Source organism: Pantoea sp. 1B4 (assembly GCF_016925765.1).
Taxonomy (GTDB): domain Bacteria; phylum Pseudomonadota; class Gammaproteobacteria; order Enterobacterales; family Enterobacteriaceae; genus Pantoea; species Pantoea agglomerans.
Map to the genome: position 1 here is coordinate 636972 of NZ_JAEUWZ010000001.1, position 25641 is coordinate 662612.

The following is a 25641-nucleotide window of genomic DNA, read 5'->3' on the forward strand; positions in this document are numbered from 1 at the left end:
CCAGCGGCGCGAGTAGGGTAACGATCTGTTGGATAAAGGCTACCATGCAGCGAATCATGCTGGTAAATGCCAGAATGTTCTAAGGTAATGCGCATTTCAGCGAGCCGCAGGCGGCGGGTAATAATTTTCGCGACGTAATCGTTTGCTTATAGGGCCGCGCAGCCGTCGCTGCTGCGTCTGTGATAGACTCCGGGGCTTTTCTGACGTAACCGGGCTGAACGCAATGAAACACACTGTTGAAGTGATGATCCCTGAACAGGCAATCGCCACGCGCATCGCTGAACTGGGCAAAGAGATTAACGACCACTACCGCGACAGCGGCAGCGATATGGTGCTGGTGGGGCTGCTGCGCGGCTCCTTTATGTTCATGGCTGATCTCTGTCGCGCCATCGATGTGCCGCATGAAGTCGACTTTATGACGGCTTCCAGTTACGGCAGCGGGATGTCCAGCACGCGTGATGTGAAAATCCTGAAAGATCTGGATGAAGACATCCGTGGCAAGGATGTGCTGATCGTCGAAGATATCATCGACTCCGGCAACACCCTGAGCAAAGTGCGTGAGATTCTGCAACTGCGTCAGCCAAAATCCCTGGCGATCTGTACGCTGCTGGATAAGCCAGAGCGCCGTGAAGTCGAAGTGAACGTCGAATATGTCGGCTTTGCGATTCCGGACGAGTTCGTGGTGGGCTTTGGTATCGACTATGCTCAGCACTATCGCCATCTGCCTTATATTGGCAAAGTGGTGCCGCTGGAATCCTGATACCGCTCTACCGCACATTCTTCCAAGGCCTGCACCTGTTGCCTGGTGTAGGCTATGCCGCGCTTTACGCTGCGATCGGCTCAGGCCTCGCCGTTCTTCCGCAGATTAGCAATGCCGTGGCGGTAGCGCTGTTCGAGGATCTCCCGGCTGTTTGCCGTCACATCAAGGTTACGCAGACAGCCGTCCTGAATGCCGTATACCCAGCCGTGCAGGGAGACATCCTTTCCGCGTTTCCAGGCAGATTGCAGTACGGTGGAGTGCCCCAGGTTATAGACTTGTTCAATAACGTTGATTTCGCACAGTTTGTCCAGGCGCTTATCCGGCGGGAGTTCCCCCCAGCAACACGCTATGCTTGTACCAGAGGTCGCGGATGTGCAGCAGCCAGTTGTCGATTAATCCCAGTTCCGGGTTATCCATCGCCGCCTGCACGCCGCCGCAGCCGTAATGGCCGCAGACGATAACGTGTTCCACTTCCAGCACTTCGATAGCGTACTGCACCACGGACAGACAGTTCAGGTCGGTGTGGATTACCAGATTGGCCACGTTGCGGTGAACGAAGAGTTCGCCGGGTTCGAGCCCGGTCAGACGTTCGGCAGGAACCCGGCTGTCAGAACAGCCAATCCACAGGAAGCGCGGTTTTTGTGCCTGGGCGAGCCGCTCAAAAAAGCTGGGATCTTCTTCAACCAGTAATTTTGACCATTTGCGGTTGTTTCTGATCAGGGTGTTGATGTCTGTCATGGTGTTGAGCGACCGGTTACTGCGCAGAGTGCGCGCGCGTACTATATGACAGGGCCTGATAAATTTAAACGGCATTGCAATGCCATCAAAACAGGGTATGGATGCAGAATGACTTATGCACTGGAACTTTCCCGGCTGACCAAGACCTATCCCGGCGGCGTGCAGGCGCTGAAGGGCATCGATCTTAACGTTGAAGCGGGTGACTTTTATGCGCTGCTGGGGCCAAACGGTGCCGGTAAATCGACCACCATCGGAATTATCAGTTCGCTGGTTAACAAATCCGAGGGCAGCGTGCGGGTGTTTGGCTACGATCTCGAAAAAGATGTGGTGAATGCCAAGCGCCAGCTCGGCCTGGTGCCGCAGGAGTTTAACTTCAACCCGTTTGAGACGGTGATGCAAATCGTCGTTAATCAGGCGGGTTACTACGGCGTTGAGCGTCGTGAAGCCAATGAGCGGGCAGAAAAGTATCTGAAGCAGCTCGATCTGTGGGGAAAACGCGCTGAACGTGCACGCATGCTTTCCGGCGGGATGAAGCGTCGCCTGATGATCGCCCGTGCGCTGATGCATGAGCCTAAGCTGCTGATTCTGGATGAACCCACCGCTGGCGTGGATATCGAACTGCGACGCTCAATGTGGGTGTTCCTGAAAGATCTCAATGCCAAAGGCACGACCATTATTCTCACTACCCACTATCTGGAAGAGGCGGAGATGCTGTGCCGCAACATCGGCATCATCCAGAGCGGTGAGCTGGTGGAGAACACCTCAATGAAAGGGCTGCTCTCCAAGCTCAAATCAGAAACCTTTATCCTGGATCTGGCACCCCGCAGTCCGCTGCCCACGCTGGAAGGGTTCCAGTACCGGCTGACCGATACCTCAACGCTCGAAGTGGAAGTGCTGCGTGAGCAGGGGCTCAACAGCGTCTTCAGCCAGCTTAGCGCGCAGGGTGTGCAGGTGCTGAGTATGCGCAATAAAGCCAACCGTCTTGAAGAGCTGTTTGTGGGTCTGACGACGCAGGGAAAAACAGGAGCAAAAGCATGACACATCTCTACTGGGTGGCGCTGAAGAGCATCTGGGCCAAAGAGGTTAACCGTTTCGCCCGCATCTGGATCCAGACGCTGGTACCGCCGGTCATCACCATGACGCTCTATTTCATCATTTTTGGCAACCTGATCGGGTCGCGCATCGGTGAAATGCACGGCTTCAGCTATATGCAGTTCATCGTGCCGGGATTGATCATGATGGCGGTCATCACTAACGCCTATGCCAACGTGGCGTCGTCGTTCTTCAGCGCCAAGTTCCAGCGCAATATTGAAGAGCTGCTGGTCGCGCCGGTGCCGACCCACATCATCATTGCCGGCTATGTTGGCGGCGGCGTGGCGCGTGGTGTCTGCGTGGGTATTCTGGTGACGGCCATCTCGCTGTTCTTTGTGCCGTTCCACGTGCATTCCTGGACGATGGTGGCGGTCACGCTGCTGCTGACCGCGATTCTGTTTTCACTGGCAGGTCTGCTGAACGCTGTCTTTGCGCGTACGTTTGACGATATCAGCCTGATCCCGACCTTTGTGCTGACGCCACTGACTTATCTGGGCGGCGTATTCTATTCACTGAGTTTGCTGCCGCCGATCTGGCAGGCTGTCTCTAAACTCAATCCAATCGTTTATATGATTAGCGGATTCCGTTATGGCTTCCTCGGCATTAATGATGTGCCGCTGGTGTTTACCCTCTCGGTGCTGGTGGCCTTTATTCTGGTGTTCTACTGGCTGGTCTATGCGCTGATACAGCGCGGACGCGGATTACGCACCTGACGTTAAGCTGAATGGTAAGGGCCACGCTGCAATAAGGGCGTGGCTTTTTTTTTGGGTGGAGAGCAAATCACGCTGACTACGGTTCTGCCTGGCCTTAAAAATCACATTAAAACCCGCCTCATTCGTTATATTTTGTCTCTGAAGCCGCCCGACGCCTCGCTTACACCCTTGCTCACAAAAAATAACCCTAAGTATTATCTGATAATACTCTGACATCTTTCGCTATCTGAATGATTCTTAACTATTAAATATTTTTTAAGAATAGCCTTAAAGTCTGGCTGTTGTTTATTTGATTATGAATTATCAGAATAGCGCCGGAATAAGGTTATTCCTCTGCTCAGGGACGAATGAGTAGGCTAAGAGTCTTCTTAATAAGAAAAATGGCAACCGAATCAGGGCCAGTTTTTAATCAAAGGCAGGAAAAGATGAATCGTATAACGTGGATCGATAATCTGCGGGGATTGAGTATTCTCGCAATCATTTTTTTGCACAGCACTATTGCCGTACATAATAACGCCGGACACTTTACCGCCTTCAGCGGCCTGTTAAATGAGATGCTGGCACCGGTAAGGCTGGGGCTGATGTTCTTTGTTTCGGGTTTATTTGTCGATGCCGGGTTAAGAAAAGGCCTGGGTCCTTTTTTTTAATAACAAGGTGCGCAGTATTCTCTATCCATTTGTGGTCTGGGTTGCCGTCTACGGCGGGTTGAAAATCCTGTTCAGCTCAATGGCTAATACGCCGCAATCACCGATGAATATTATTCTCTCCCACCTGACCGGTGGCGGTGATATGACCTGGTTCCTGCATTCGCTGTTTATCTTCTTTATTGTGATTATCTTTGCCCGTCACTTGCCGTTCCTGCTGGTGTTTGCCATCTGTATGACGCTGAGCTGGGCGCTGCCAGCGATTGAGGCGGATGGCGTGTTTGCCAGCTTCGACAATACCCACATCAATAAATCGCTTTATCTGTTTGTATTCTTCTATCTCGGCGATTACGTCGTGAGGAAGCAGGTGGATATCGCAGAGAAAGTGCAGCATGGCCCGACGCTGTTTATCTCGGTAATTAGTTTTGTGCTGCTCTCCTGCCTGAATATCTTTGTACTGGAACGTCATTCCCAGGCGTTATTGTCACCGCTGGCACTATTATCGGTTCCGTTCTTTGTCTGGATTGCGCTGAAACTGAAGTCTGAACTGGTCTACTACATAGGCGTCAATTCTATCGTCTTCTACCTGTCGCATTATCTGGCGATTCAGTTCTTCAGTAAGATTGTGAAGTTTGAAAGCCCGTCTGCCTGGGTAAATGACCTGAAGTTTATTTCGGCATTCCTGGTGGCGCTGGCGTTACCGTGGACATTATGTCTGATGAGAAAACGCGGCTGGTTTAATTTCCTCTTTACGATGAAAAAGTCATCGAAGCCGATGACAACCAAACCGGTTTAATTACTGCAGCAGAAATAAAAAAGGGCCGCCCGTTTTACCGGCGGCCCTTTTTTTAATCAGGTTTTAATCAGGCAATCTGCACCGGCAGCGCTTTCGCCAGACGCTTCATCTGGTTGTCACCTTCAAAATAGGCGACCTTAGGCTGCCACTGACGCGCCTCGGCATCGTCTACCTGCACATAGGAGCAGATAATTAAAATATCGCCTTCGCAGGCGCAGCGGGCGGCCGCACCGTTGACCGAGATGATTTTCGAGCCACGCTCAGCCGCGATAGCGTAGGTGGAAAAGCGCTGACCGTTGGTGACGTTATAAATATCGATCGCTTCATATTGCAGAATGCCGGAAGCATCCAGGAAATCCTGATCGATAGCGCAGGAACCTTCATAATTGAGGTCCGCCTGCGTCACCTTCACGCGGTGCAATTTGCCTTGCAGAACTGTGCGAATCATAGCCAGAAACCTTGTCAGAGAAATAAAATAACCTGCAGCGGGATTAATTACTGCGTCAGGTCAACGGTTTGATTATCAATCAGGCGGGCCTTGCCCAGCCAGGCGGCCATCAGCACCACCGCGCGCTGGCTGTCCACCGTCAGCGGTTGCAGCGTTTCCGCATCACAGATCGCCAGGCCATCAGGACGCAATCCCTGCGCCAGCAGTGCCTCACTGGCTGCCTCAATGATCTCGTCAATATGACGCTCGCCATTCTCCAGCCGCGTCGCCATCTCATGCATCACCTGGCTCAGGACCGGTGCCAGCTTACGCTCATCTGCCGTCAGGTAGCCGTTGCGCGAACTCAGCGCCAGGCCATCTTTAGCGCGCACCGTAGGCACACCAACAATCTCAATGTCGAAGCCCATATCGGCCACCATCTTACGAATGATAGCCAGCTGCTGAAAATCCTTTTCACCGAAACAGGCAATATCGGGCTGTACCAGATTAAACAGTTTGCTGACGATAGTGGCCACACCGCGAAAATGACCTGGACGTGTGGCCCCTTCCAGCAGGGAAGAGAGCACCGGCACCTCAACAAAGGTCTGATTCTGCGCGCCCTGCGGATAGACTTCAGCAGGTGAGGGGGCGAAGACCACGTCAACCTGGTGGCGATTCAGCTTTTCACAATCTTCCTGCAGCGTGCGCGGGTAGCGCGCTAAATCATCGGCGCGATCGAACTGCATCGGATTGACAAAGATCGAGACAATCACGATGTCGCCGCGTGCCCGTGCTTCATCCACCAGCGTCAGATGACCTTCATGCAGGTTGCCCATGGTCGGCACCAGCGCAATGCGTTTACCCTGCTGGCGCCAGCGACGGACTTCCTGGCGCAGCATCAGCAGCGTTTCAATGATCAACACGGTGACTCTCCTGGATTACTGGAAACTGTGCTCTGCCGCCGGATAGGTTCCGGCCTCGACTTCGGCGATATAGTGGCGAATCGCCGCGCGAACATCGCCGGTCTCCGCCAGGAAATTTTTGGCAAATTTGGGAATGTGGCCGCCGGTCACGCCCAGCGCGTCATGCATCACCAGAATCTGACCATCGGTGACATTGCCGGCACCGATACCGATCACCGGGATGGTGAGCGCGTCGGTAATCCGCTGCGCTACCGACACCGGCACACACTCCAGCACCATCAGCTGTGCACCTGCGGCTTCCAGCGCCAGCGCATCGGCCAGCAACTGCTCTGCACCGGCTTCATCCCGGCCCTGTACTTTATAGCCGCCAAAGATATTGACCGACTGCGGTGTCAGGCCCAGATGACCACATACCGGAACGGCCCGCTCGGTCAGCATCTGCACGGTCTCAGCCAGCCAGCTGCCGCCTTCCAGCTTCACCATGTTAGCACCGGCACGCATCAGCTGCGCGGCGTTGTCAAAGGTCTGCTGTGGCGTGGCATAACTCATAAACGGCAGGTCGGCGAGCAGCAGTGCCTGTGGTGCGCCACGGCGCACGGCGGCGGTGTGATAGGCGATGTCGCTGACCGTGACCGGCAGGGTGGAATCATGCCCCTGCACCGTCATCCCTAAAGAATCACCAACCAGCAGCACCTGAATGCCTTCATCGGCAAACAAGCGGGCGAAACTGAAATCGTAGGCGGTCAGGGTCGCGAATTTTTTACCGCTGGCTTTCGCCTGACGCAGATGTGAAATCGTGGTGGGTTTCATGGCGCTCTCAACTCAGGAATTCTGATGGGCGCAGTTTACTGGATAGCGTGAAAGAGCGGAATCAGAGATGTGCGTTTGTCTGCTCAGCCGTGCCACAGCACGATGCTGCTGCTGTCGAGGGTAGCCAGGATTGTGCTGAGTGCGCGGCCGTCGGGCAGGCGGGCGTCTGGCGCAATCGCCAGCAGGGGCACCAGCATAAACGCACGATTCAGCAGATCATAGTGCGGCACAATCAGCCGCTCCGTGTTGATATGCGCCTCGCCAAACAGCATCAGATCGATATCCAGCGTGCGCGGACCCCAGCGTTCTGCCTTGCGCACCCGGCCATGCTCCCGCTCGATCCGCTGGGTATGGTCAAGCAGCGCTTCGGCACTGAGATCGGTCTCCAGCGCCACGGCGGCATTGAGAAAATCGGGCTGATCGGGCGGGCCATAAGGCGGCGTGCGGTAGAATGGCGAGGTAGCGATGCGTTGCGTCTGCGGCAACGCATCCAGTGCGGTCAGCGCTGCATCAACCTGATGCAGCGGATCGGCCAGATTACTGCCTAACGCGAGGTAAACCCGTGTCATGAGACGTTCTGGTTGTCACGACGTGGTGCGGAAGGACGGCGGCGCGGACGACGCGATTTATTACGCGGCACCGGATCGTCACCCAGGTTATTGAGCATGTTTTTCTGATGCGGCGGCGCAGCCACCTGGAATTCACCCCACCACTGGCTCAGGCGCAGCAGTTCCGGGTTATTTTCCACTTCCGCCCGCAGCGCCAGCAGATCGTAAGCGGCGCGGAATTTCGGATGCTCCATCAGTTTCCAGGCGCGTTTACCGTGACGGCGGGACATGCGTAACTGCAGCAGCCAGATATCGCGGATTAGCGACGTAATACGTTTCGGAATCGCCAGCGCACGGCAGGCTTCGTCCAGCGTATCGTTCATCGCCATCGCAAAAGCTTCGAAGTAGGTCAGGCCACTCTCCTGCGCAATGCGTTCTGCCGTTTCAAGCTGCGGATACCAGAACATCGCGGCAAACAGGAACGCCGGGTTAACGCGCATGTCGTTGTGAATGCGGTTATCGGTGTTTTTCAGCACCTGCGCCAGCATCCGCTCCATGTGACTGTCGCTGTTTTCGGTGAAGTTGCGCGCCAGCGTCGGGAACAGGGGCTGGAACAGCTGATATTCACACAGCTTGAGATATGTGCTGTAGCCGAAGCCAGCCTGCAACATCTTCAGCGACTCTTCAAACAGGCGAGCAGGCGGAATATCACGCAACAGCGAGGCCAGACGTGGAATCGGCTCGGCGGTTTCCGGCGCAATGCTCATATTGAGTTTGGCAGCAAAGCGTGCGACGCGCAGCATGCGGACCGGATCTTCGCGGTAGCGGGTTTCCGGATCGCCAATCAGGCGAATGATGCCCTGTTCGAGATCGCTGATGCCGCCGACATAGTCACGCACGCTGAAATCAGCCACGCTGTAGTAGAGGCTGTTGATGGTGAGATCGCGTCGCTGGGCATCATCTTCGATTGAGCCGAAGATGTTGTCGCGCAGCAGCATACCGCTCTGGGCACGCTGCGAGCTGTTGCGATCCTCTTCCGGCTCTTCCGCCTGATGATGTCCACGGAAGGTGGCGACTTCGATCACTTCCGGGCCAAACATCACGTGCGCCAGACGGAAACGACGGCCAACCAGGCGACAGTTGCGGAACAACTTACGCATCTGCTCAGGCGTGGCATTGGTGGTCACGTCGAAATCTTTGGGTTTTTGCCCCAGTAGCAAATCGCGCACGCCACCGCCTACCAGATAGGCTTCATAACCGGCTTTGTTCAGGCGATAGAGCACTTTGAGGGCATTTTCGCTGATGTCTTTACGTGAGATGGTATGGCTTTCACGAGGAATGATGGTCATCAGACGCTCTGGTTCAACCTCTGCTGGGGCTTCCTCTTCATCACGCTTCAGGACTTTCCGGCAAAAATTAGCTACTCGGGTAAAAATGGGACACCTCGACAGTGGCAATTAGGGTGTAGGTAAAATCAGCGGCTAATCATAGCCTGTTGAGAACCGTTTGAGAATGCTGTTGTCTATGCATCCGGTTTCAGGGCGTTCTCTTGCGGCATCAAAGCGATATTCCACTGCGACACCGCATCAGACAGCAGTTTGTCCTGCGTTAAGTCCTGCCAGCCGCCTGAAACCGGCTGTCCGAGGAAGCGTAACGCCGCCACCAACAGGGGTCTGGCATCGCCATCCGGCAGCGCAGGTGCATGATTCTGCTTCGACAACTTATGACCATCGTGGTTAAGCGCCAGCGGCAGATGCAGCCAGTCAGGCACCGGCCAGCCAAATTGCTGGCAGAGCGCAATCTGTCGCACCGTCGGCTCAATCAAATCTGCGCCGCGAACCACTTCGGTAATGCCCTGAAAATGATCATCGACAACGACCGCCAGGTTATAGGCAAACAGGCCATCACGGCGGTGAATAATAAAATCTTCCTGTGCCAGACGCCTGTCCGCCTCCACACGGCCACGCAGACGATCGTCAAACGCAAAGACCGGCGCATGCTGGCGTAAACGCAGCGCGGCATTCTCCGGTCCGCGTTGCCGTTCACGGCAGTAACCATCATAGAAACCGCCAATCTGCTGAATGCGACGCCGGGGGGCAGGTGCAGTAATAGCTTTGACGATGCTGCTGCAGCCAGGCCAGCGCGTCACGGTAGGCCTCATGACGTTGTGACTGCCACAGAACCTCGCCATCCCACTCTAAACCGTAGTGCTCCAGCTGATGCAGGATACGGCTGGCGGCACCCGGCACTTCCCGTGGCGGATCGATATCTTCAATCCTCACCCGCCAGACGCCGTTTTGCGCACGCGCGCTCAGGTAACTGCCCAGGGCAGCAATCAGCGATCCGAAGTGGAGTTCACCAGAGGGAGAAGGGGCGAAGCGACCGATACAGGAGGATGACATAGGTTTCAGAAGTGACCACGCAGCGGACAAAACAGCAGTTGTTCCACTGCGTGGTAACAGGCTGGACGCGGCATCAGCCGGCCATTTGTTTCTCACGAATTTCTGCTAACGTCTTACAGTCGATGCAGAGATCGGCAGTAGGACGGGCTTCGAGACGGCGGATACCAATCTCAACGCCACAGGAATCGCAATAGCCGAAGTCGTCATCTTCAACTTTCTTCAGCGTCTTCTCGATCTTTTTGATCAGTTTACGTTCGCGATCGCGGTTACGCAGCTCCAGGCTGAACTCCTCTTCCTGCGCGGCACGGTCAACCGGGTCCGGGAAGTTAGCGGCTTCATCCTGCATATGAGAAACGGTACGATCGACTTCGTCCCGTAATTGATTACGCCAGGCTTCCAGAATCTTGCGAAAATGGGTCAGCTGCGCATCATTCATATACTCTTCGCCAGGCTTCACCTGATAAGGTTCGACGCCAGCAATAGAGAGAATACTCAGGGACGATGTTTTACGGTTTTGACCTTCTTGCATGTTGCTTCTCCTGGATAACACGCACTATACCCTTCGAATTTCGTCTCGCAGGGGCCTTGCTGCCAGCCTGCATTTGACGTCTGCGGGGTACATCGATCCCCCCATTGGGGAAAAAAACAGGCCGCTATAAATAACAGAAGCAGTCAGGGTTGGCAATTCTTCATGAACACACCTTGACAAGCCTGTGAGGAACAGCGTAATTGGCCCTTAGCTCAGAACATTCTTAACACATAAAATTGCAAAAGATATTACAAGGTTACGTTGATCGGCGATTTAAGAAACATTCCCTCCGCCGATAAGTCTGCCTGATACGCTAAAACCTCTACGCCCTCCTGCTGCGCCTGAGCCAGTTGTTCTGCATACGCCACATCAATGTGACGTGCCGGAGAAACGTCCTCAATCCCCGAGTGCAAAACGGCAAACAACAAAACGGCCCGATGACCCTCTGCCGCAACTGTCGCCAGTTCACGCAGGTGTTTCTGTCCTCGAATCGTCACCGCATCCGGAAAATACCCTTTTCCTTCATGTAGAAGGGTTACGGATTTCACCTCAATATAGCAGTTGCGCCGGGCCTCTGCTTTGAGCAGGAAATCAATTCTGCTTTTTTCAGTGCCATATCTCACTTCCGCCTGACGATGCGTATAACCGGCCAGCGCCGGCAGCCGTTCCTGCTCCAGCGCCTCAGCCACCAGTTGGTTGGCGCGCAGCGTATTCACGCAGATCCAGTGGCCCTGTTGCGTTTCGGTCAGCTCCCAGCTGTGGGGGTATTTGCGCGTCAGGCTATCGGACGTCGAATACCAGACCCGATCGCCCGGCGTGGCGCAGCCGGTCATGGCGCCGGTATTGGCGCAGTGAATCGTCAGAACGTCGCCCTCTGGCGTCACCACATCGGCCAAAAAACGTTTGTAACGGGCAATCAGACGGGCGGGTTTAAGGGGCGGAGAGAAGTGCATGTGGATCCTGAGAATGTAATGGCCAGCTAGCCAGGGCGCGATAGCGGGTGCGGCCCCGGGCATATTCAGAGGCGAACAGAGAAAAGGTAGAGACGCGAAAACGCCAGTGAAAGCCGCGCGGCGGTAACGTCACCGGCTGCGTGGCGTGGCGTAACAGCGTGATGTGCGGATGAAACGGCTGGGGGGCTCTGGTAACAGCCATGCCGGGCGGCCTGGGCCCGCAGCAGGCTGGCGAGCTGCAACAGACCGCGTGGCGCGCGCTGGCAGCCGAGCCAGACCACGCCGGGGCGCGGCCAGTGTCCGGCATCATCAAGGTCGAGATCAAAACCGGGCTGCACAATACGGGAGGCCAGCGTCTGCAGGCGCTGTGAGGTTTTCGGCGCAACTTCACCCAGAAACGCCAGCGTCAGGTGCAGATTCGCCGCGACCACCGGCTGGCCCGCCTCCGCAGGAAAGGTATCGGCCCGCCAGCGCACCAGCTCTTGCTGCATCTCGTCAGGCAGGCTGATGGCAAAAAATAAGCGTTGTGTCGCCATGGCGCTCTCCGGCAAATATCACGGATGGATGCTACAATGCGCGCCATCTTAGCACAGGCAGAAGCGGAGTTTGCTGTGAGCGATTTACCGGTCAGCGCGGTGCTGCCTGACATCCTGGCGGCGCTGAGTGACGCACCACAAATCCTGCTGGCCGCACCAACCGGCGCGGGCAAATCGACCTGGCTGCCGCTGCAGTTGTTACAGCAGGCGGCGCTGCCAGAACGGATCATCATGCTGGAGCCACGTCGGCTGGCGGCGCGTAATGTGGCGCAGCGGCTGGCGGAGCAACTCGGCGAGCAGCCGGGTGGCACGGTGGGATTCCGGATGCGTGGCGAAAGCTGCGTCGGGCCACAGACCCGGCTGGAAGTGGTGACCGAAGGCATGCTCACGCGTATGCTTCAGCACGACCCGATGCTGGAGGGCGTGTCGCTGGTGATCCTTGATGAATTTCACGAGCGCAGCCTGCAGGCCGATCTGGCGCTGGCGCTGCTGCTTGATGTGCAGCAGGGGCTGCGCGACGACCTTAAAATCATGCTGATGTCCGCCACGCTGGACAACGCCCGGCTGGCGGCGCTGCTGCCGGATGCGCCACTGATCGTCTCAGAAGGGCGCAGCTATCCGGTTGAGCGGCGTTACGCGTCACTGAATCAGAATGTGCGTTTTGAAGAGGCGGTCGCGCGTGAAGTCGCCCAGCTGCTGCGGGATGAGAGCGGTTCGCTGCTGCTGTTTCTGCCGGGTGTGGCGGAGATCGAACGGGTGAAGCGCGATCTGGAATCACGCATCAGTGACGACGTTGATCTGACGCCGCTCTATGGCGCACTGCCGCTGGCGGCGCAGCGCCGGGCAATTCTGCCTGCCGCCGACGGCCGCCGCAAAGTGGTGCTTGCCACCAATATCGCCGAAACCAGCCTGACCATTGAGGGGATTCGGCTGGTGGTCGACAGTGCGCTGGAACGCAGCGCACTGTTTGACGCCCGCAGCGGCGTGACGCGTCTGCAGACCCAGCGAATCAGCCAGGCATCGATGATCCAGCGAGCGGGTCGCGCCGGGCGACTGATGCCGGGGCTCTGCCTGCATCTGGTGCCGCAGGAGCAGGCATCACGAGCGGCGGCGCAGAGTGAACCGGAAATCGTTAACAGCGATCTCTCGTCACTGTGGCTGGATCTGCTGCAGTGGGGCTGTACCCAGCCGCAACAGCTGCAGTGGCTGGATCAGCCGCCCGCCAGAAATCTGGATGCGGCGCAGCAGCAGCTGACCCGACTGGGAGCACTGGACAACAACGGCCTGCTCAACACGCTGGGACGGCGCATGGCGCAGCTGGGATGCGATCCCCGACTCGCCGCCATACTGTGTGCCGCAGGCGATGAGCCGGATGCGGTCGCCAGCGCCGCGCTGCTGGTGGCGATTCTGGAAGATCCTCCCCGCAGCGGCAGCGCCGACCTGCGTGATGCGCTGCATCGGCCGCAGGCGCAATGGCAGCGGCGGGCGCAGCAGTGGCAGCAGCGGCTTAAAATCCGTGGCGGGCGCATCGATGAAGATCGTTTCGCCGGATTGCTGGCGGTGGGCTTTGGCGATCGGCTGGCGCGGCGACGCGATCAGAGCGGTCGCTATCAGCTGGCCAACGGGCTGGGCGCCAGACTCGATGAGCAGGATGGCCTGACGCGTAATGAGTGGCTGATTGCGCCTGCTCTGTTACAGGGCAGTGCCACACCGGATGCCCGGATGTTGCTGGCACTGCCGGTCGATATTGAAACGCTGTGCCAGCAGAAGCCCGCCCTGATTGAGCGCCGGACCGAAGTAGAGTGGGACGAAGAGAAAGGCACGCTGCGTGCTTTCAGACGTGAGCAGATTGGCGCGCTGATACTGAAAACCCAGCCGATGGCGCGCCCGGAACCGGAGGTGCTGCACGCGGCCATGCTGCGCTGGATCGCCGAAAAAGGTCTGTCGGTACTGGGCTGGACGCCGGAGGCCGAACAGCTGCGCCTGCGCATCCAGTGTGCGGCCCGGTGGCTGCCGGAAGAGAGCTGGCCCGCGACCGACGATGAAACCCTGCTTGAGAGCCTGCCGCAGTGGCTGTTGCCGCAGATGTCAGCGGTACGCGATCTCCGCAGCCTGCAGGCGGTGAACCTGACCACGGCACTCTTACATTTACTCACATGGTCACAGCGTCAGCGGCTGGATACTGTGCTGCCAACTCATTACACTGTGCCCACCGGAAGCCGGCTGCCAATCCGCTACGATGCGGAGAAGCCGCCCGCGCTGGCGGTAAGGATTCAGGAGATGTTTGGCGAAGCGCAGAATCCCACCGTGGCGGAAGGACGCATTCCGCTGGTGCTGGAGCTGTTATCGCCCGCCCAGCGCCCGTTGCAGATCACCCGCGATCTGGCGGCGTTCTGGCGCGGTGCCTGGCCGGAGGTCAGGAAAGAGATGAAGGGACGTTATCCTAAACATCCCTGGCCCGAGGATCCGGCCACCGCCTTGCCAACAAGGCGAACCAAAAAAATGTCCCCGCAGGGTTGAGTCCGCTGGATCGAATTCAGAGGGTTCTGCCATGCGGCACGCGAGAAAGCAGTTAGAGTAGCGGCGCTGCCGTAAGCACTGCCTGGAGAAGAAAAGTAATGTCTGGGAACGATCGCGAACCAATAGGGCGCAAAGGTAAACCGTTGCCGCCGCGCAGCAGTGCGGGCCGGGGACGACGCAGGGATATCGAACAGGATATCGATCAGGACGATTTTAATGATGACGAGGAGGAAGCGCCGGTGCCACGTAAAGGTAAAGGTGGAAAACCGCCGCGCGGCAAACGCCGTTGGCTGGGATGGGTAATCAAACTGTTCCTGGTGTTTGTGGTGGTCATGGCCGCGTGGGGCATCTACCTCGACTCGGAAATTCGCAGCCGGATTGACGGTAAAGTGTGGCAACTGCCCGCCACCGTCTATGGCCGCATGGTCAGCCTGGAACCCGGCATGGCCTACAACAAAAGTGAAATGGTGGCGCTGCTGGAAGGTACTCAGTATCGCGAAGTTTCCCGTATTACCCGCCCTGGCGAGTTTTCGGTGAAGGGCAACACCATCGATCTGCTGCGTCGCCCGTTTGATTTCCCCGACAGTAAAGAGGGGCAGATCCACGCGCGCATGAGCTTCAGTAAAGATGAGCTGAGCGAGATTAAAAACCTCGAAACCGGTCGTGATTTTGGCTTTTTCCGCCTCGATCCGCGCCTGATCACCATGCTGCAGTCGCCGAACGGTGAACAGCGACTCTTCGTACCGCGCGCCGGTTTCCCGGATCTGCTGGTCGATACGCTGATCGCCACCGAAGATCGCCATTTCTATGAGCATGATGGCATCAGCCCTTACTCCATTGGCCGCGCCTTCCTGGCGAACATCACGGCCGGGAAAGCGGTGCAGGGCGGCAGTACGCTGACGCAGCAGCTGGTGAAGAACCTGTTCCTCACCAACGAGCGTTCGCTGTGGCGTAAAGCGCGTGAAGCCTACATGGCGGTGATCATGGATGCGCGCTACAGCAAAGATCGCATCCTGGAGCTCTACCTGAACGAGGTCTATCTCGGTCAGGCTGGCAGCGATCAGATCCGCGGTTTCCCGCTGGCCAGCCTCTACTACTTTGGCCGTCCGGTTGATGAGCTGAGTCTGGATCAGCAGGCGATGCTGGTCGGCATGGTGAAAGGCGCGTCGCTCTATAATCCGTGGCGTAACCCGAAACTGGCGCTGGAACGACGCAACCTCGTGCTGCGCCTGTTGCAGCAGCAGAAAGTAATCGACCAGGAGCTGTATGACATGCTGTCGGCCCGTCCGCTGGGCGTGCAGCCGAAAGGCGGCGTGATTACGCCGCAGCCGGCCTTTATGCAGATGGTGCGTAACGAGCTTCAGGCGAAACTGGGCGACAAGGTGAAAGATCTCTCCGGGGTGAAAATCTTCACCACGCTGGATCCGGTGTCGCAGGATGCGGCCGAAAAGGCGGTGATCGATGGCATTCCGACGCTGAAAAAACAGCGTGGTCTGAAAGATCTGGAAACCGCGATGGTGGTGGTTGACCGTTTCAGCGGCGAAGTCCGCGCTATGGTCGGCGGTGCCGATCCGCAGTATGCCGGTTACAACCGTGCGCTGCAGGCACGCCGCTCTATCGGCTCACTGGCGAAACCGGCGACTTACCTGACCGCGCTGAGTCAGCCAAACAGCTACCGGCTGAACAGCTGGATCGCCGATGAACCGATTGCGCTGAAACAGCCAAACGGCAGCATCTGGAAACCGATGAACGACGATCGTCGCTTCAGCGGCAAAGTGATGCTGGTGGATGCGCTGACCAACTCAATGAACGTGCCGACCGTAAACCTCGGCATGACGCTGGGGCTGGATGCGGTGGTGGATACCTGGAACAAACTGGGCGTGCCGAAAGAGCAGCTGCATCCGGTGCCATCGATGCTGCTGGGTGCCTTAAACCTGACGCCGGTTGAAGTGGCTCAGGCGTTCCAGTCGATTGCCAGCGGCGGCAACCGCGCGTCGCTGTCAGCGGTGCGTTCGGTGATTGCGGAAGATGGCAGCGTGCTCTATCAGAGCTATCCGCAGGCGCAGCGTGTTGAGCCGGCGCAGGCCGCTTATCTGACGCTCTATACCATGCAACAGGTAGCTGACCACGGTACCGCCCGTGCGCTGGGCGCGCGTTTCCCGAATGCGCATCTGGCGGGCAAAACCGGTACCACCAACGATCTGGTGGACAGCTGGTTTGCCGGTATTGATGGCAAAGAAGTGGCGATCACCTGGGTGGGACGTGATAACAACCAGCCGACCAAACTCTATGGTGCCAGCGGCGCGATGCAGCTTTACCGTCGCTACCTGGACATTCAGGCCCCGATGCCGTTACAGCTGACGCCGCCGGAAGATGTGTCGCTGATGAATGTGGATTCTGCCGGTAACTTTGTCTGCGGCACGGGCAGCAGTACCTGGCGTTCTCTGCCGGTGTGGGCGCTGGATCCGAATGCGCTGTGTCAGCAACAGCAGCAGCAGGTTCAGCAGCAACAACAGCTCTTCGATCAGCAGCAGCAACAACAGCAACAGCAGCAGCCGCAACAACCGGCCCAGCAACAGCAGGAGCAGAAAGATAGCGACGGCGTAGCAGGGTGGATAAAAGATATGTTTGGCAAATAAATCAGTCAGACAGGTTAAAAAGGGCGCTTCGGCGCCCTTTTTTTGTTCCTGATCAATACGCGTCAATCGGCCTGCAAACGGCGTCACTACTGGGATTTCTTCTTGCAGTGCCTGCTGAATTTCGCATATTATCTAAGCGTTATAATAATCATTATCGTTTCGATTCGCCTGCCTGAGCCTATTGTTAAGAGACACTTTTATGAATGCGCGAACGACTTTTTCTGACAACACCAAAAAAACATTTTCCCGACCGCTTCTGGGCATCATGATCTCACTGAGCCTGAGCTTCTCTCTTTACGCCGCGCAGGCGGAGACGATGGTCGTCTCGGCTGATGGCGGCAGCGGCGTCGAGGCGGAAAGCGCCTGGGGACCGGCACCCACCGTGGCAGCGAAACGCAGCGCCACCGGGACCAAAACTGATACCCCCCATTGAAAAAAATCCGCAGTCCATCTCCGTGGTCACCCGTGAAGAGATGGAGATGCGTAATGTAACCAGCGTGAAAGGGGCGTTTAACTACACGCCTGGCGTGCTGACCGGTAACCGGGGCAGCTCAGACGTGATTGATGCGCTGTCGATTCGCGGTTTCAGCGAAACCAACACCAATCAGTATCTGGATGGTCTGAAACTGCAGGGTGACAACTACTCTGAGTTTGCCATTGATCCCTACTTCCTGGAACGCGCTGAACTGCTGCGCGGCCCGGTTTCGGTGCTCTACGGTAAGAGCAATCCCGGCGGGGTGGTCTCGCTGGTGAGTAAGCGTCCGACCCAGGAAACGCTGCGCGAAGTGCAGTTCCAGATGGGCAACGATAACCTCTTCTCGACCGGCTTTGACTTTGGCGGCGCGCTGGACGACGACGGCGTCTACAGCTATCGCCTGACCGGCCAGGCGCGCAGTCAGGATGCGCAGCAGGCGATGAACAAAGAGAAGCGCTACACCATCGCACCGGCTTTCAGCTGGCGTCCCGACGATCGCACCCGCATTGACCTGCTGACCTATTTCCAGAACGAGCCAGAAACCGGTTATTACGGCTGGCTGCCGCGTCAGGGCACGGTGGTACCGATCACCCGCGCCGATGGCAGCCAGTACAAACTGCCAACCAACTTTGATGAAGGCGAGCAGAGCAACAAGATTTCACGCAACACCAAAATGGTCGGTTATAACGCCGAGCACAGCTTTAACGACACCTGGACGCTGCGCCAGAACCTGCGTTATGCCGACCTGCGCACCGATTACCGCAGCATTTATGGCAATGGTTTCCTGCCGGCGACTCAGGAAATCACGCGCGGTTCGGCGGTTTCAGAAGAGAAACTCAACCAACTGGCGGTCGATACCCAGGCGCAGGCGAAATTCGCCACCGGCCAGGTTGATCATACGCTGCTGCTGGGCGTGGACTTCCAGCGTACCCGCAATGATATCGATGCACAGTTTGGCACTGCCTCCAGCCTGAATGCGGTTAATCCGCAATATGGCGATAACAGCGTAACGCCATTTGCCGATCCCTATCAGCATCTCAACAAACAGCGTCAGACCGGCCTCTATGCTCAGGACCAGATGGAGTGGAACCGCTGGGTGCTGACGCTGGGTGGCCGCTACGACTATGCCATGAACTCGGTTTACGATCGGGTAGCGGATAGCGTTGATCGCCAGAACGATCAGGCCTTTACCTGGCGCGGCGGCCTGAACTATGTGTTTGATAATGGCATCGCGCCTTACTTCAGCTACAGCGAAGCCTTTATTCCGAATGCAGGTTCGACCTATGAGGGTCAGGCATTTGATCCGTCACGTGCTAAGCAGTATGAAGCGGGCGTGAAGTATGTGCCGAAAGATCGTCCGGTGGTGCTCACCGCCGCGCTTTATCAGCTGACCAAAACCAAGAACCTGACTGCCGATCCCGATCCAAACAGAGCTTTTTTCAGCGTTCAGAGCGGTGAAATCCGGTCACGGGGCGTAGAGCTGGAAGCTAAAGCGGCGCTGAATGCCAACGTTAACCTGACGGCGTCCTACACCTACACCGATGCGGAATATACCGAAGACACCCAGCTCAAAGACAAAACACCGGTGCAGGTGCCGAAACATATGGCCTCACTGTGGAGCGACTACACCTTCCACGAAACCGCTTTGTCAGGCGTGACGATCGGCGCGGGTGTGCGTTATGTCGGTGAGAGTCAGGGCCTTTACAGCACTGGCACTGAGCAGAACCAGAACTTTAAAGTTGCCGGTTACACCACGGTGGATGCGGCGCTGAAATATGATCTGGGTCGTTTCGGTTTGCCGGGTTCGACTGTGGGCGTCAACGTCAACAATCTGTTTGACCGCGACTACGTCGCCAGCTGCTATCGTGAATACGCCTGCTACTGGGGTGCGGAGCGCCAGATTGTCGGCACCGCAACCTTCAGATTCTGATTTAACCGGGCGCTTCGGCGCCCGTTCACAGGGATAACCATGCCGTATCCGCACGCAGAAGAGGCGACCTTTACGCTGAAAAACGCCAGTTTTGAAGTGCCGGGCCGGACGCTCATTCAGCCACTGTCGCTGACCTTTCCGCCGGGAAAAGTGACCGGGCTGATCGGTCACAACGGCTCGGGCAAATCAACACTGTTAAAAATGCTGGGTCGTCACCACGCGGCCAGCAGCGGGGAGGTGCTGTTGAATCAACAGCCCGTCGGGCGCTGGAACAGCAAAGCCTTTGCCCGTCAGGTAGCCTATCTGCCGCAGCAGTTACCGGCAGCCGAAGGGATGACGGTGCGTGAACTGGTGGCGATTGGCCGCTATCCCTGGCACGGCGCGCTGGGGCGCTTTGGTCAGGAAGATCGCCGTCGGGTTGAGGATGCGATTGCCCAGGTCGGACTTAACGCATTTGCCGGACGGCTGGTAGATAGCCTGTCGGGCGGCGAGCGTCAGCGCGCCTGGCTGGCGATGATGGTGGCGCAGAACAGCCGCTGTCTGCTGCTGGATGAACCGACGTCGGCACTGGATATTGCCCATCAGGTTGAGGTGCTGGCGCTGATAAAAGCGCTGAGCCAGCAGCGCGGCTTAACCGTGATTGCGGTGCTGCATGATATCAATATGGCAGCTCGCTACTGCGATCATCTGGTGGCGCTGCGTCAGGGCGCGATGATTGCCGAAGGTGACGCAGAGGCGATTATGCAGCCTGAGGTGCTCGGTGCGATTTATGGCATTCCGATGGGCATTTTACCGCACCCGCAGGGCGGCGCGCCGGTCAGTTTTGTCTGTTAAGGAGAGGATGATGCCCGATCTTAATCGCCGCCGACTGATGCTGGCGCTGGCAGTCTCTCCGCTGTTTTGTGCGCTTCCCCTGCGTGCCGCCACGCCAAATCCGGGTCGGATTATTGCACTGGAGTGGTTACCCACCGAACTGCTGATAGCACTAGGCGTCACGCCCTGGGGCGTGGCCGATCTGCACAACTACAACATCTGGGTAGGGGAGCCGCCGCTGCCTGAAGGCGTGATCGATGTAGGTCTGCGCACTGAACCCAATCTTGAGCTGATGGCGCAAATGCAGCCGTCGCTGATCCTCTGCTCCAACGGCTACGGCCCGCCTAAAGAGAAACTGACGCGCATCGCGCCCATAATGGGCTTCGACCTCCACAGCGGCGACGGGAAACCTCTCACTACCGCGCGCGCATCGCTGCGTCAGCTGGCGGCGCGCCTTGGATTAAGCGCGCGAGCGGAACAGCATCTGCGCGAGGTCGATGATCAACTGTCGGCGGCGCGCCAGCGGCTGGCTCCCTATGCCGGACGCACTATCCTGCTGATGTCGCTGCTCGACAGTCGTCACGCCATTACCTTCGGCAAAAACAGTCTGTTTCTGGAAGTGATGACTCTGCTGGGCCTGAAAAATGGCTGGCAGGGCGAAACAAATTTCTGGGGCAGCTCGGTGATCGGCATTGAAAAGCTGGCGCAGGTCGGGGATGTGGATGTCATCTGCTTTGATCATGATAACGATGCGGAGATGCAGCAACTGATGCGCAGCCCGCTGTGGCAGTCGCTGCCGTTTGTACGCACCGGACGCTTTCAGCGCGTCCCGGCCGTCTGGTATTACGGTGCGACGCTCTCGGCGCTGCACTTTGTTCGCGTGCTGGAACGCGCGCTGGAGACGCACTGATGCGCCATGCTCTGTTTCCCGCAGGCCTCCTCAGCCTGCTGTTTCTGCTGGCGCTCAGCCTGACGCTGGTCAATCTGCATCAGGCGTTGCCACAGGCTGAATGGTGGCAGGCACTCTGGTCACCGGCGGTCGATAGCCTGCCGCAGATGGTGTTTCACCACAGCCTGCTGCCGCGTATCGTGCTGGCGCTGCTGGTGGGGAGTGGACTGGGGTTAGCCGGTCTGCTGTTTCAGCAGATATTGCGTAATCCGCTGGCGGAGCCAACCACGCTGGGCGTCTCTTCCGGCGCACAGCTGGGCATTACCGTGGCGACGCTGTGGCATCTGCCGGGCGGGGCGCTGACACAGCAGTTTGCCGCGCTCAGTGGCGCGCTGCTGGTGGGCGCGCTGGTGTTTGGTGTGGCCTGGGGCAAACGTCTGTCGCCGGTAACGCTGATTCTGGCCGGGCTGGTGCTGAGCCTCTACAGCGGCGCGGTGAATCAAATCTTCGCGATCTTCAATCACGATCAACTGCAGAACATGTTTCTGTGGAGCACCGGTGCGCTGAATCAGATGAGCTGGGAAAATGTACAGCAGCTCTGGCCGCGCCTGCTGCTGGCGTTTGTGCTGGCGCTGGCGCTGCTGCGTCCGCTGACGCTGATGGGGCTGGATGATGGGGTTGCGAAAAACCTTGGCCTTGCGCTTTCCGTCGCGCGTGTCGGTGGCCTTGGACTGGCGATCCTGCTCAGCGCACAGCTGGTCAATGTCGCCGGTATCATCGGCTTTATCGGGCTGTTTGCGCCGCTACTGGCGAAGCTGCTGGGTGGACGACGGCTCATCACCCGGATGCTGCTGGCTCCGCTGACTGGCGCGCTGCTGCTGTGGCTGGCGGACAGTTGCGTGTTGTGGCTCAGCACCCACTGGCGCGATATCCCGACCGGCACCGCCACGGCGCTACTCGGCGTCCCGATTCTGCTGTGGCTGCTGCCGCGCCTGCGCACCGGTTCGGTGCCGCCCGCGCTGAATCAGGGTGATAAGGTGCCCGCCGAGCGACAGAACCTGCTGCGCTGGGTACTGACGGGGCTTGCCATCCTGGCGCTGCTGGGGTGGGGTGGTCTGGCGTTTGGGCGAGATGCGCAGGGCTGGGTCTGGTCTGCGGGTGAGATGCTGCAATCGCTGCTGCCGTGGCGCGCACCGCGCGTGCTGGCTGCGCTGGTAACCGGCCTGATGCTGGGCGTGGCGGGGGAGTCTCATTCAGCGGCTGACCGGCAATCCCATGGCCAGCCCGGAAGTGCTGGGCATCAGTTCGGGTGCCGCTTTTGGCGTGGTGATGATGATGTTCTTTGTGCCGGGCGATGCGCTGGCCTGGCTGCTGCCCGCCGGTGCGCTGGGCGCGGCGCTGACGCTGCTGGTGATCATGGCAGTAGCCAGTCGGGGCGGCTTTTCGCCGGAACGAATGCTGCTGGCGGGCATGGCGCTGAACAGCGCCTTTGTCACCCTGTTGATGCTACTGCTGGCGAGTGGCGATCCGCGTATGGGCGGGCTGCTGAGCTGGATTTCCGGCTCGACCTATAACATCAGCGGCACTCAGGCGGTTCAGAGCGCAGTCTGCGCGCTGGTGCTGGTGTCGCTGGCACCGCTGGCCAGTCGCTGGCTGACGCTGTTGCCGCTGGGAAGTGCTACCGCACGCTCGGCCGGTATGGCGTTGACCCCTGCGCGGCTGAGTCTGCTGCTGCTGGCGGCCGCGCTGACCGCCAGTGCGACACTGACTATTGGTCCGCTGAGTTTTGTCGGACTAATGGCGCCCCATATGGCGCGTATGCTGGGATTCCGGCGAGCGTTGCCGCAACTGCTGCTGTCAGGATTACTGGGGGGCGGGATTGATGGTGCTGGCTGACTGGTGCGGACGGATGCTGGCATTCCCGGATCAGATCCCAGCCGGGCTGATGGCGACCTTTTTAGGCGCGCCTTACTTTATCTGGCTGCTGCGGCGTTCAGGTTAAAAAAAGACCAGCGCAAACCGGTCTGAGATTATTAACAAAGTCTGGCCCGATTGGCTGTGAGACTGAGCCTGCGAAGGGAACACGGTCAGATCGGAAAGACGCAAAAGCCGTCATCCCTGACACGCTCGGCCCGCGCTATTACGCACCTCATCCTTGAGGTGCGCCCGTAAACGGGCCAACGCTTTGCGTTGTTCAAAAGCGCTCCCGGCGCTTTTGTCCCTGGCGCGGGACGCTTTCCTCCTCTGCCCGTGTTCCCTGCGCGTTGAGTTTTATGTTGCTGTGAGATCCTGGACCGGGTGCTGCTGCCGGTCTTTGCCTCTAACGCTGCCGCAATTACAGCTTCGCGAAACAACGACGCGCGGCGTCGACAGTGCGCTGAATATCCTCTTCGCTGTGCGCCAGCGACATAAAGCCCGCTTCATAGGCTGAAGGCGCAAAGTAAACGCCCTCTTCAAGCATCAGGTGGAAGAAGGTTTTAAAGCGCTCCACATCGCAGCGGGTCACATCGGCGTAACAGGTCACACTGTCAGCATCGGTGAAGAACAGGCCGAACATCCCGCCAACATGGTTAATCACCAGCGGGATATTTTGCTGTTGTGCTGCTTCACGCAGACCCTCTGCCAGCTTGCGGGTCAGGGCATCCAGCTTCTCATGGGTGCCCGGCTGCGCGATCTGCGTCAGGCAGGCGAAACCCGCCGCCATGGCGATCGGGTTACCGGATAGCGTTCCCGCCTGATAAACCGGACCGGTCGGGGCCAGCGCTGCCATCACTTCGCGACGGCCACCGAACGCACCGACGGGCATTCCGCCACCAATGATTTTCCCAAGGCAGGTCAAATCAGGGCGCACATTGTAATGAGCCTGCGCGCCACCCAGCGCGACACGGAAACCGGTCATCACTTCATCAATAATCAGCAGTGCGCCGAACTCATCACACAGTGAACGCAGACCCGGCAGGAACTCCGGCTGAGGTGGGATGCAGTTCATGTTGCCAGCCACCGGCTCAACGATGATGGCCGCAATCGACTCGGGATATTGCTCAAAAGCGCTGCGCACTGAGTCGAGATCGTTAAAGGTGCAGGTCAGAGTATGTTTAGCGAAATCGGCCGGTACGCCCGGCGAGTTCGGCTGACCCAGTGTTAACGCACCGGAGCCGGCTTTCACCAGCAGATGATCGGCGTGGCCGTGGTAGCAGCCTTCAAACTTGATGATTTTATCGCGGCCGGTAAAGCCACGCGCCAGACGGATAGCGCTCATGGTCGCTTCGGTGCCGGAGTTGACCATCCGCACCATCTCCATGCTCGGCACCAGCTCACACACCAGCTGTGCCATGGTCACTTCCATTTCGGTCGGTGCGCCAAAACTTAAGCCGCGCTGTGCCGCTTCAATCACGGCGTTACGAATCGCCGCGTTGTTATGACCCAGCACCATCGGACCCCATGAGCCGACATAGTCGATATAGGCTTTGCCGTCAGCGTCATAGAGATAGGCGCCATCAGCGTGTTCAATAAACAGCGGAACGCCGCCCACACCGGTAAATGCGCGTACTGGCGAGTTTACCCCACCCGGGATCAGGCGTTGTGCCTCGGCAAACAGTTGTTCGGACTTACTCATTTTCGGCTCCAGCGGTTCATAAAAATATTGCGCCATTCTACGGAAGAGGGGCAGCAGACGAAAGGTGCATTCATCCCCTGTGCCCTTAACAGGAGTGAAAGCGGCACAGAGTGCGAAGGGCAGAGCTTGATTGCGCTGAGGTGCTGGCTGATAATAGCGTAATTAAGGTCGTTTTCTGACCTGGGCGTTTACCGGAGTAAAACATGAGTGATGAAGTAGTAGCACTGCCGTTGCAGTTTACCGACGCCGCAGCCACCAAGGTGAAGAACCTGATTGCCGACGAAGAGAACCCGGCGCTGAAACTTCGCGTCTATATCACCGGTGGCGGTTGCAGTGGTTTCCAGTACGGCTTCACCTTTGATGACCAGATGAATGATGGCGACATGACGATTGAAAAGCAGGGCGTCTCACTGGTGGTTGATCCGATGAGCCTGCAATATCTGGTGGGCGGTTCAGTGGATTACACGGAAGGTCTGGAAGGCTCACGCTTTATCGTGACCAACCCGAATGCCAAAACCACCTGTGGCTGTGGCTCTTCCTTCAGTATCTGATAATGCAGGCCGTCATACAGACGGCCTCGTTTACCATTCTATTGTGACCAGCCGGTTACTTTGCTTCACACTTCCCTGCGATTGAATCTGGCCGTTTGTTACGCGCGGCTGCGCGCTTGCCTGTCTGCCGCAGTTGATCTGCGGCGCGGGCTGACCGTTAGCCGTGTTGATTTCACAGCGTGAATAGATGACAAGTCTGGCGCCAATAGAGCCATTTATCGATCCTGCAAAGGCAGAACCGGCGATCGACAGCCCTATGGCCAGCAGCAGTGCTCTGGTCATATAAGGTTCCTGGTGTTTTAAAAAGCGCCGGAGCGCTAAAAGGACGGCGAGCATA

General features: G+C 57.8%; 17 protein-coding genes and 6 pseudogenes. 11 read left to right on the forward strand and 12 right to left on the reverse strand.

What is annotated here, in order from left to right; genetic code table 11:
- Positions 1-223: 223 nt before the first annotated feature.
- Positions 224-760, forward strand: coding sequence for a hypoxanthine phosphoribosyltransferase (gene hpt, locus JNO11_RS02905; protein WP_010254010.1), 537 nt, complete (start codon positions 224-226; stop codon positions 758-760).
- Positions 761-840: 80 nt separating this feature from the next.
- Here hpt and can read toward each other — a convergent pair.
- A pseudogene (gene can, locus JNO11_RS02910) lies at positions 841-1498 on the reverse strand (carbonate dehydratase).
- 108 nt (positions 1499-1606) lie between these two features.
- Here can and JNO11_RS02915 point away from each other — a divergent pair.
- The 3 genes and pseudogenes from JNO11_RS02915 to JNO11_RS02925 all read left to right on the forward strand — a co-directional run bounded on the left by JNO11_RS02915 (position 1607) and on the right by JNO11_RS02925 (position 4743).
- Positions 1607-2536 carry an ABC transporter ATP-binding protein gene (locus tag JNO11_RS02915; protein WP_010254017.1) on the forward strand — a complete coding sequence of 310 codons (930 nt, stop codon included), beginning with the start codon at positions 1607-1609 and terminating at the stop codon, positions 2534-2536.
- Positions 2533-3303: an ABC transporter permease gene (locus tag JNO11_RS02920; RefSeq protein WP_010254018.1), complete on the forward strand. Its 771-nt coding sequence runs from the start codon at positions 2533-2535 to the stop codon at positions 3301-3303. Before JNO11_RS02915 ends, JNO11_RS02920 begins: the two co-directional genes overlap by 4 nt.
- A gap of 425 nt (positions 3304-3728) precedes the next feature.
- Positions 3729-4743: pseudogene (locus tag JNO11_RS02925) on the forward strand (acyltransferase family protein).
- Between the two features lie 67 nt (positions 4744-4810).
- Here the strand turns inward: JNO11_RS02925 and panD are convergent.
- The 9 genes and pseudogenes from panD to thpR all read right to left on the reverse strand — a co-directional run bounded on the left by panD (position 4811) and on the right by thpR (position 11871).
- Positions 4811-5191, reverse strand: a complete 381-nt coding sequence (panD, locus tag JNO11_RS02930) for an aspartate 1-decarboxylase (protein ID WP_010254022.1) — start codon at positions 5189-5191, stop codon at positions 4811-4813.
- Positions 5192-5238: 47 nt separating this feature from the next.
- Complete coding sequence (panC, locus tag JNO11_RS02935; RefSeq protein ID WP_010671847.1) at positions 5239-6093, reverse strand: pantoate--beta-alanine ligase; 855 nt, start codon at positions 6091-6093, stop codon at positions 5239-5241.
- Between the two features lie 15 nt (positions 6094-6108).
- Positions 6109-6903 carry a 3-methyl-2-oxobutanoate hydroxymethyltransferase gene (gene panB, locus JNO11_RS02940; protein ID WP_010254026.1) on the reverse strand — a complete coding sequence of 265 codons (795 nt, stop codon included), beginning with the start codon at positions 6901-6903 and terminating at the stop codon, positions 6109-6111.
- 83 nt (positions 6904-6986) lie between these two features.
- Positions 6987-7472 (reverse strand): 2-amino-4-hydroxy-6-hydroxymethyldihydropteridine diphosphokinase, encoded by a 486-nt coding sequence (gene folK, locus JNO11_RS02945; RefSeq protein ID WP_022625440.1) that lies wholly within the window; start codon positions 7470-7472, stop codon positions 6987-6989.
- Positions 7469-8887 carry a polynucleotide adenylyltransferase PcnB gene (gene pcnB / locus JNO11_RS02950; protein ID WP_325177640.1) on the reverse strand — a complete coding sequence of 473 codons (1419 nt, stop codon included), beginning with the start codon at positions 8885-8887 and terminating at the stop codon, positions 7469-7471. Before pcnB ends, folK begins: the two co-directional genes overlap by 4 nt.
- 86 nt (positions 8888-8973) lie before the next feature.
- Positions 8974-9853 (reverse strand): annotated as a pseudogene (gene gluQRS, locus JNO11_RS02955) (tRNA glutamyl-Q(34) synthetase GluQRS).
- A 73-nt stretch (positions 9854-9926) separates the two neighbouring features.
- The gene (gene dksA / locus JNO11_RS02960) at positions 9927-10382 is read right to left on the reverse strand and encodes an RNA polymerase-binding protein DksA (protein WP_010254035.1); all 456 of its coding nucleotides are present in this window, start codon (positions 10380-10382) and stop codon (positions 9927-9929) included.
- Positions 10383-10630: 248 nt separating this feature from the next.
- Positions 10631-11335 carry a DNA/RNA nuclease SfsA gene (gene sfsA / locus JNO11_RS02965; protein WP_033756614.1) on the reverse strand — a complete coding sequence of 235 codons (705 nt, stop codon included), beginning with the start codon at positions 11333-11335 and terminating at the stop codon, positions 10631-10633.
- Positions 11313-11871 (reverse strand): annotated as a pseudogene (thpR, locus tag JNO11_RS02970) (RNA 2',3'-cyclic phosphodiesterase). The gene sfsA and the pseudogene thpR overlap by 23 nt, the downstream one beginning before the upstream one ends.
- Positions 11872-11907: 36 nt before the next feature.
- On the opposite strand from thpR, the gene hrpB reads away from it, so the two are divergent.
- The 6 genes and pseudogenes from hrpB to fhuB all read left to right on the forward strand — a co-directional run bounded on the left by hrpB (position 11908) and on the right by fhuB (position 23139).
- On the forward strand, positions 11908-14391 hold the full coding sequence (gene hrpB / locus JNO11_RS02975) for an ATP-dependent helicase HrpB (RefSeq protein WP_325176914.1): 2484 nt from the start codon (positions 11908-11910) through the stop codon (positions 14389-14391).
- Positions 14392-14489: 98 nt separating this feature from the next.
- On the forward strand, positions 14490-17030 hold the full coding sequence (gene mrcB, locus JNO11_RS02980; RefSeq protein WP_010671853.1) for a bifunctional glycosyl transferase/transpeptidase: 2541 nt from the start codon (positions 14490-14492) through the stop codon (positions 17028-17030).
- A gap of 199 nt (positions 17031-17229) precedes the next feature.
- A pseudogene (gene fhuA, locus JNO11_RS02985) lies at positions 17230-19435 on the forward strand (ferrichrome porin FhuA).
- A gap of 39 nt (positions 19436-19474) precedes the next feature.
- Positions 19475-20269, forward strand: coding sequence for a Fe3+-hydroxamate ABC transporter ATP-binding protein FhuC (gene fhuC / locus JNO11_RS02990; RefSeq protein ID WP_325176915.1), 795 nt, complete (start codon positions 19475-19477; stop codon positions 20267-20269).
- A 10-nt stretch (positions 20270-20279) separates the two neighbouring features.
- On the forward strand, positions 20280-21158 hold the full coding sequence (gene fhuD / locus JNO11_RS02995) for a Fe(3+)-hydroxamate ABC transporter substrate-binding protein FhuD (RefSeq protein WP_325177641.1): 879 nt from the start codon (positions 20280-20282) through the stop codon (positions 21156-21158).
- Positions 21158-23139 (forward strand): annotated as a pseudogene (fhuB, locus tag JNO11_RS03000) (Fe(3+)-hydroxamate ABC transporter permease FhuB). Before fhuD ends, fhuB begins: the two are co-directional and overlap by 1 nt.
- Positions 23140-23472: 333 nt before the next feature.
- On the opposite strand, the gene hemL reads toward fhuB, so the two are convergent.
- Positions 23473-24753 carry a glutamate-1-semialdehyde 2,1-aminomutase gene (gene hemL, locus JNO11_RS03005; RefSeq protein WP_010254062.1) on the reverse strand — a complete coding sequence of 427 codons (1281 nt, stop codon included), beginning with the start codon at positions 24751-24753 and terminating at the stop codon, positions 23473-23475.
- 203 nt (positions 24754-24956) lie between these two features.
- Between hemL and erpA the strand changes: the two genes are divergently transcribed.
- Complete coding sequence (gene erpA, locus JNO11_RS03010) at positions 24957-25304, forward strand: iron-sulfur cluster insertion protein ErpA (protein ID WP_010254064.1); 348 nt, start codon at positions 24957-24959, stop codon at positions 25302-25304.
- A gap of 30 nt (positions 25305-25334) precedes the next feature.
- Here the strand turns inward: erpA and JNO11_RS03015 are convergent, their stop codons facing one another.
- Entirely contained in the window at positions 25335-25586 is a 252-nt protein-coding gene (locus tag JNO11_RS03015) for a hypothetical protein (RefSeq protein ID WP_010254068.1), read from the reverse strand.
- Between the last annotated feature and the right edge of the window lie 55 nt (positions 25587-25641).

Excerpts from the sequence above, each read along its gene's own strand:
- panB (WP_010254026.1), bottom strand. The coding sequence starts at position 6,903 with ATGAAACCCACCACGATTTCACATCTGCGTCAGGCGAAAGCCAGCGGT.
- sfsA (WP_033756614.1), bottom strand. The coding sequence starts at position 11,335 with ATGCACTTCTCTCCGCCCCTTAAACCCGCCCGTCTGATTGCCCGTTAC.
- JNO11_RS02920 (WP_010254018.1), top strand. The coding sequence starts at position 2,533 with ATGACACATCTCTACTGGGTGGCGCTGAAGAGCATCTGGGCCAAAGAG.
- JNO11_RS02915 (WP_010254017.1), top strand. The coding sequence starts at position 1,607 with ATGACTTATGCACTGGAACTTTCCCGGCTGACCAAGACCTATCCCGGC.
- hemL (WP_010254062.1), bottom strand. The coding sequence starts at position 24,753 with ATGAGTAAGTCCGAACAACTGTTTGCCGAGGCACAACGCCTGATCCCG.
- fhuD (WP_325177641.1), top strand. The coding sequence starts at position 20,280 with ATGCCCGATCTTAATCGCCGCCGACTGATGCTGGCGCTGGCAGTCTCT.
- mrcB (WP_010671853.1), top strand. The coding sequence starts at position 14,490 with ATGTCTGGGAACGATCGCGAACCAATAGGGCGCAAAGGTAAACCGTTG.
- erpA (WP_010254064.1), top strand. The coding sequence starts at position 24,957 with ATGAGTGATGAAGTAGTAGCACTGCCGTTGCAGTTTACCGACGCCGCA.
- folK (WP_022625440.1), bottom strand. The coding sequence starts at position 7,472 with ATGACACGGGTTTACCTCGCGTTAGGCAGTAATCTGGCCGATCCGCTG.
- panD (WP_010254022.1), bottom strand. The coding sequence starts at position 5,191 with ATGATTCGCACAGTTCTGCAAGGCAAATTGCACCGCGTGAAGGTGACG.
- hpt (WP_010254010.1), top strand. The coding sequence starts at position 224 with ATGAAACACACTGTTGAAGTGATGATCCCTGAACAGGCAATCGCCACG.
- dksA (WP_010254035.1), bottom strand. The coding sequence starts at position 10,382 with ATGCAAGAAGGTCAAAACCGTAAAACATCGTCCCTGAGTATTCTCTCT.
- hrpB (WP_325176914.1), top strand. The coding sequence starts at position 11,908 with ATGCGCGCCATCTTAGCACAGGCAGAAGCGGAGTTTGCTGTGAGCGAT.
- JNO11_RS03015 (WP_010254068.1), bottom strand. The coding sequence starts at position 25,586 with ATGACCAGAGCACTGCTGCTGGCCATAGGGCTGTCGATCGCCGGTTCT.
- fhuC (WP_325176915.1), top strand. The coding sequence starts at position 19,475 with ATGCCGTATCCGCACGCAGAAGAGGCGACCTTTACGCTGAAAAACGCC.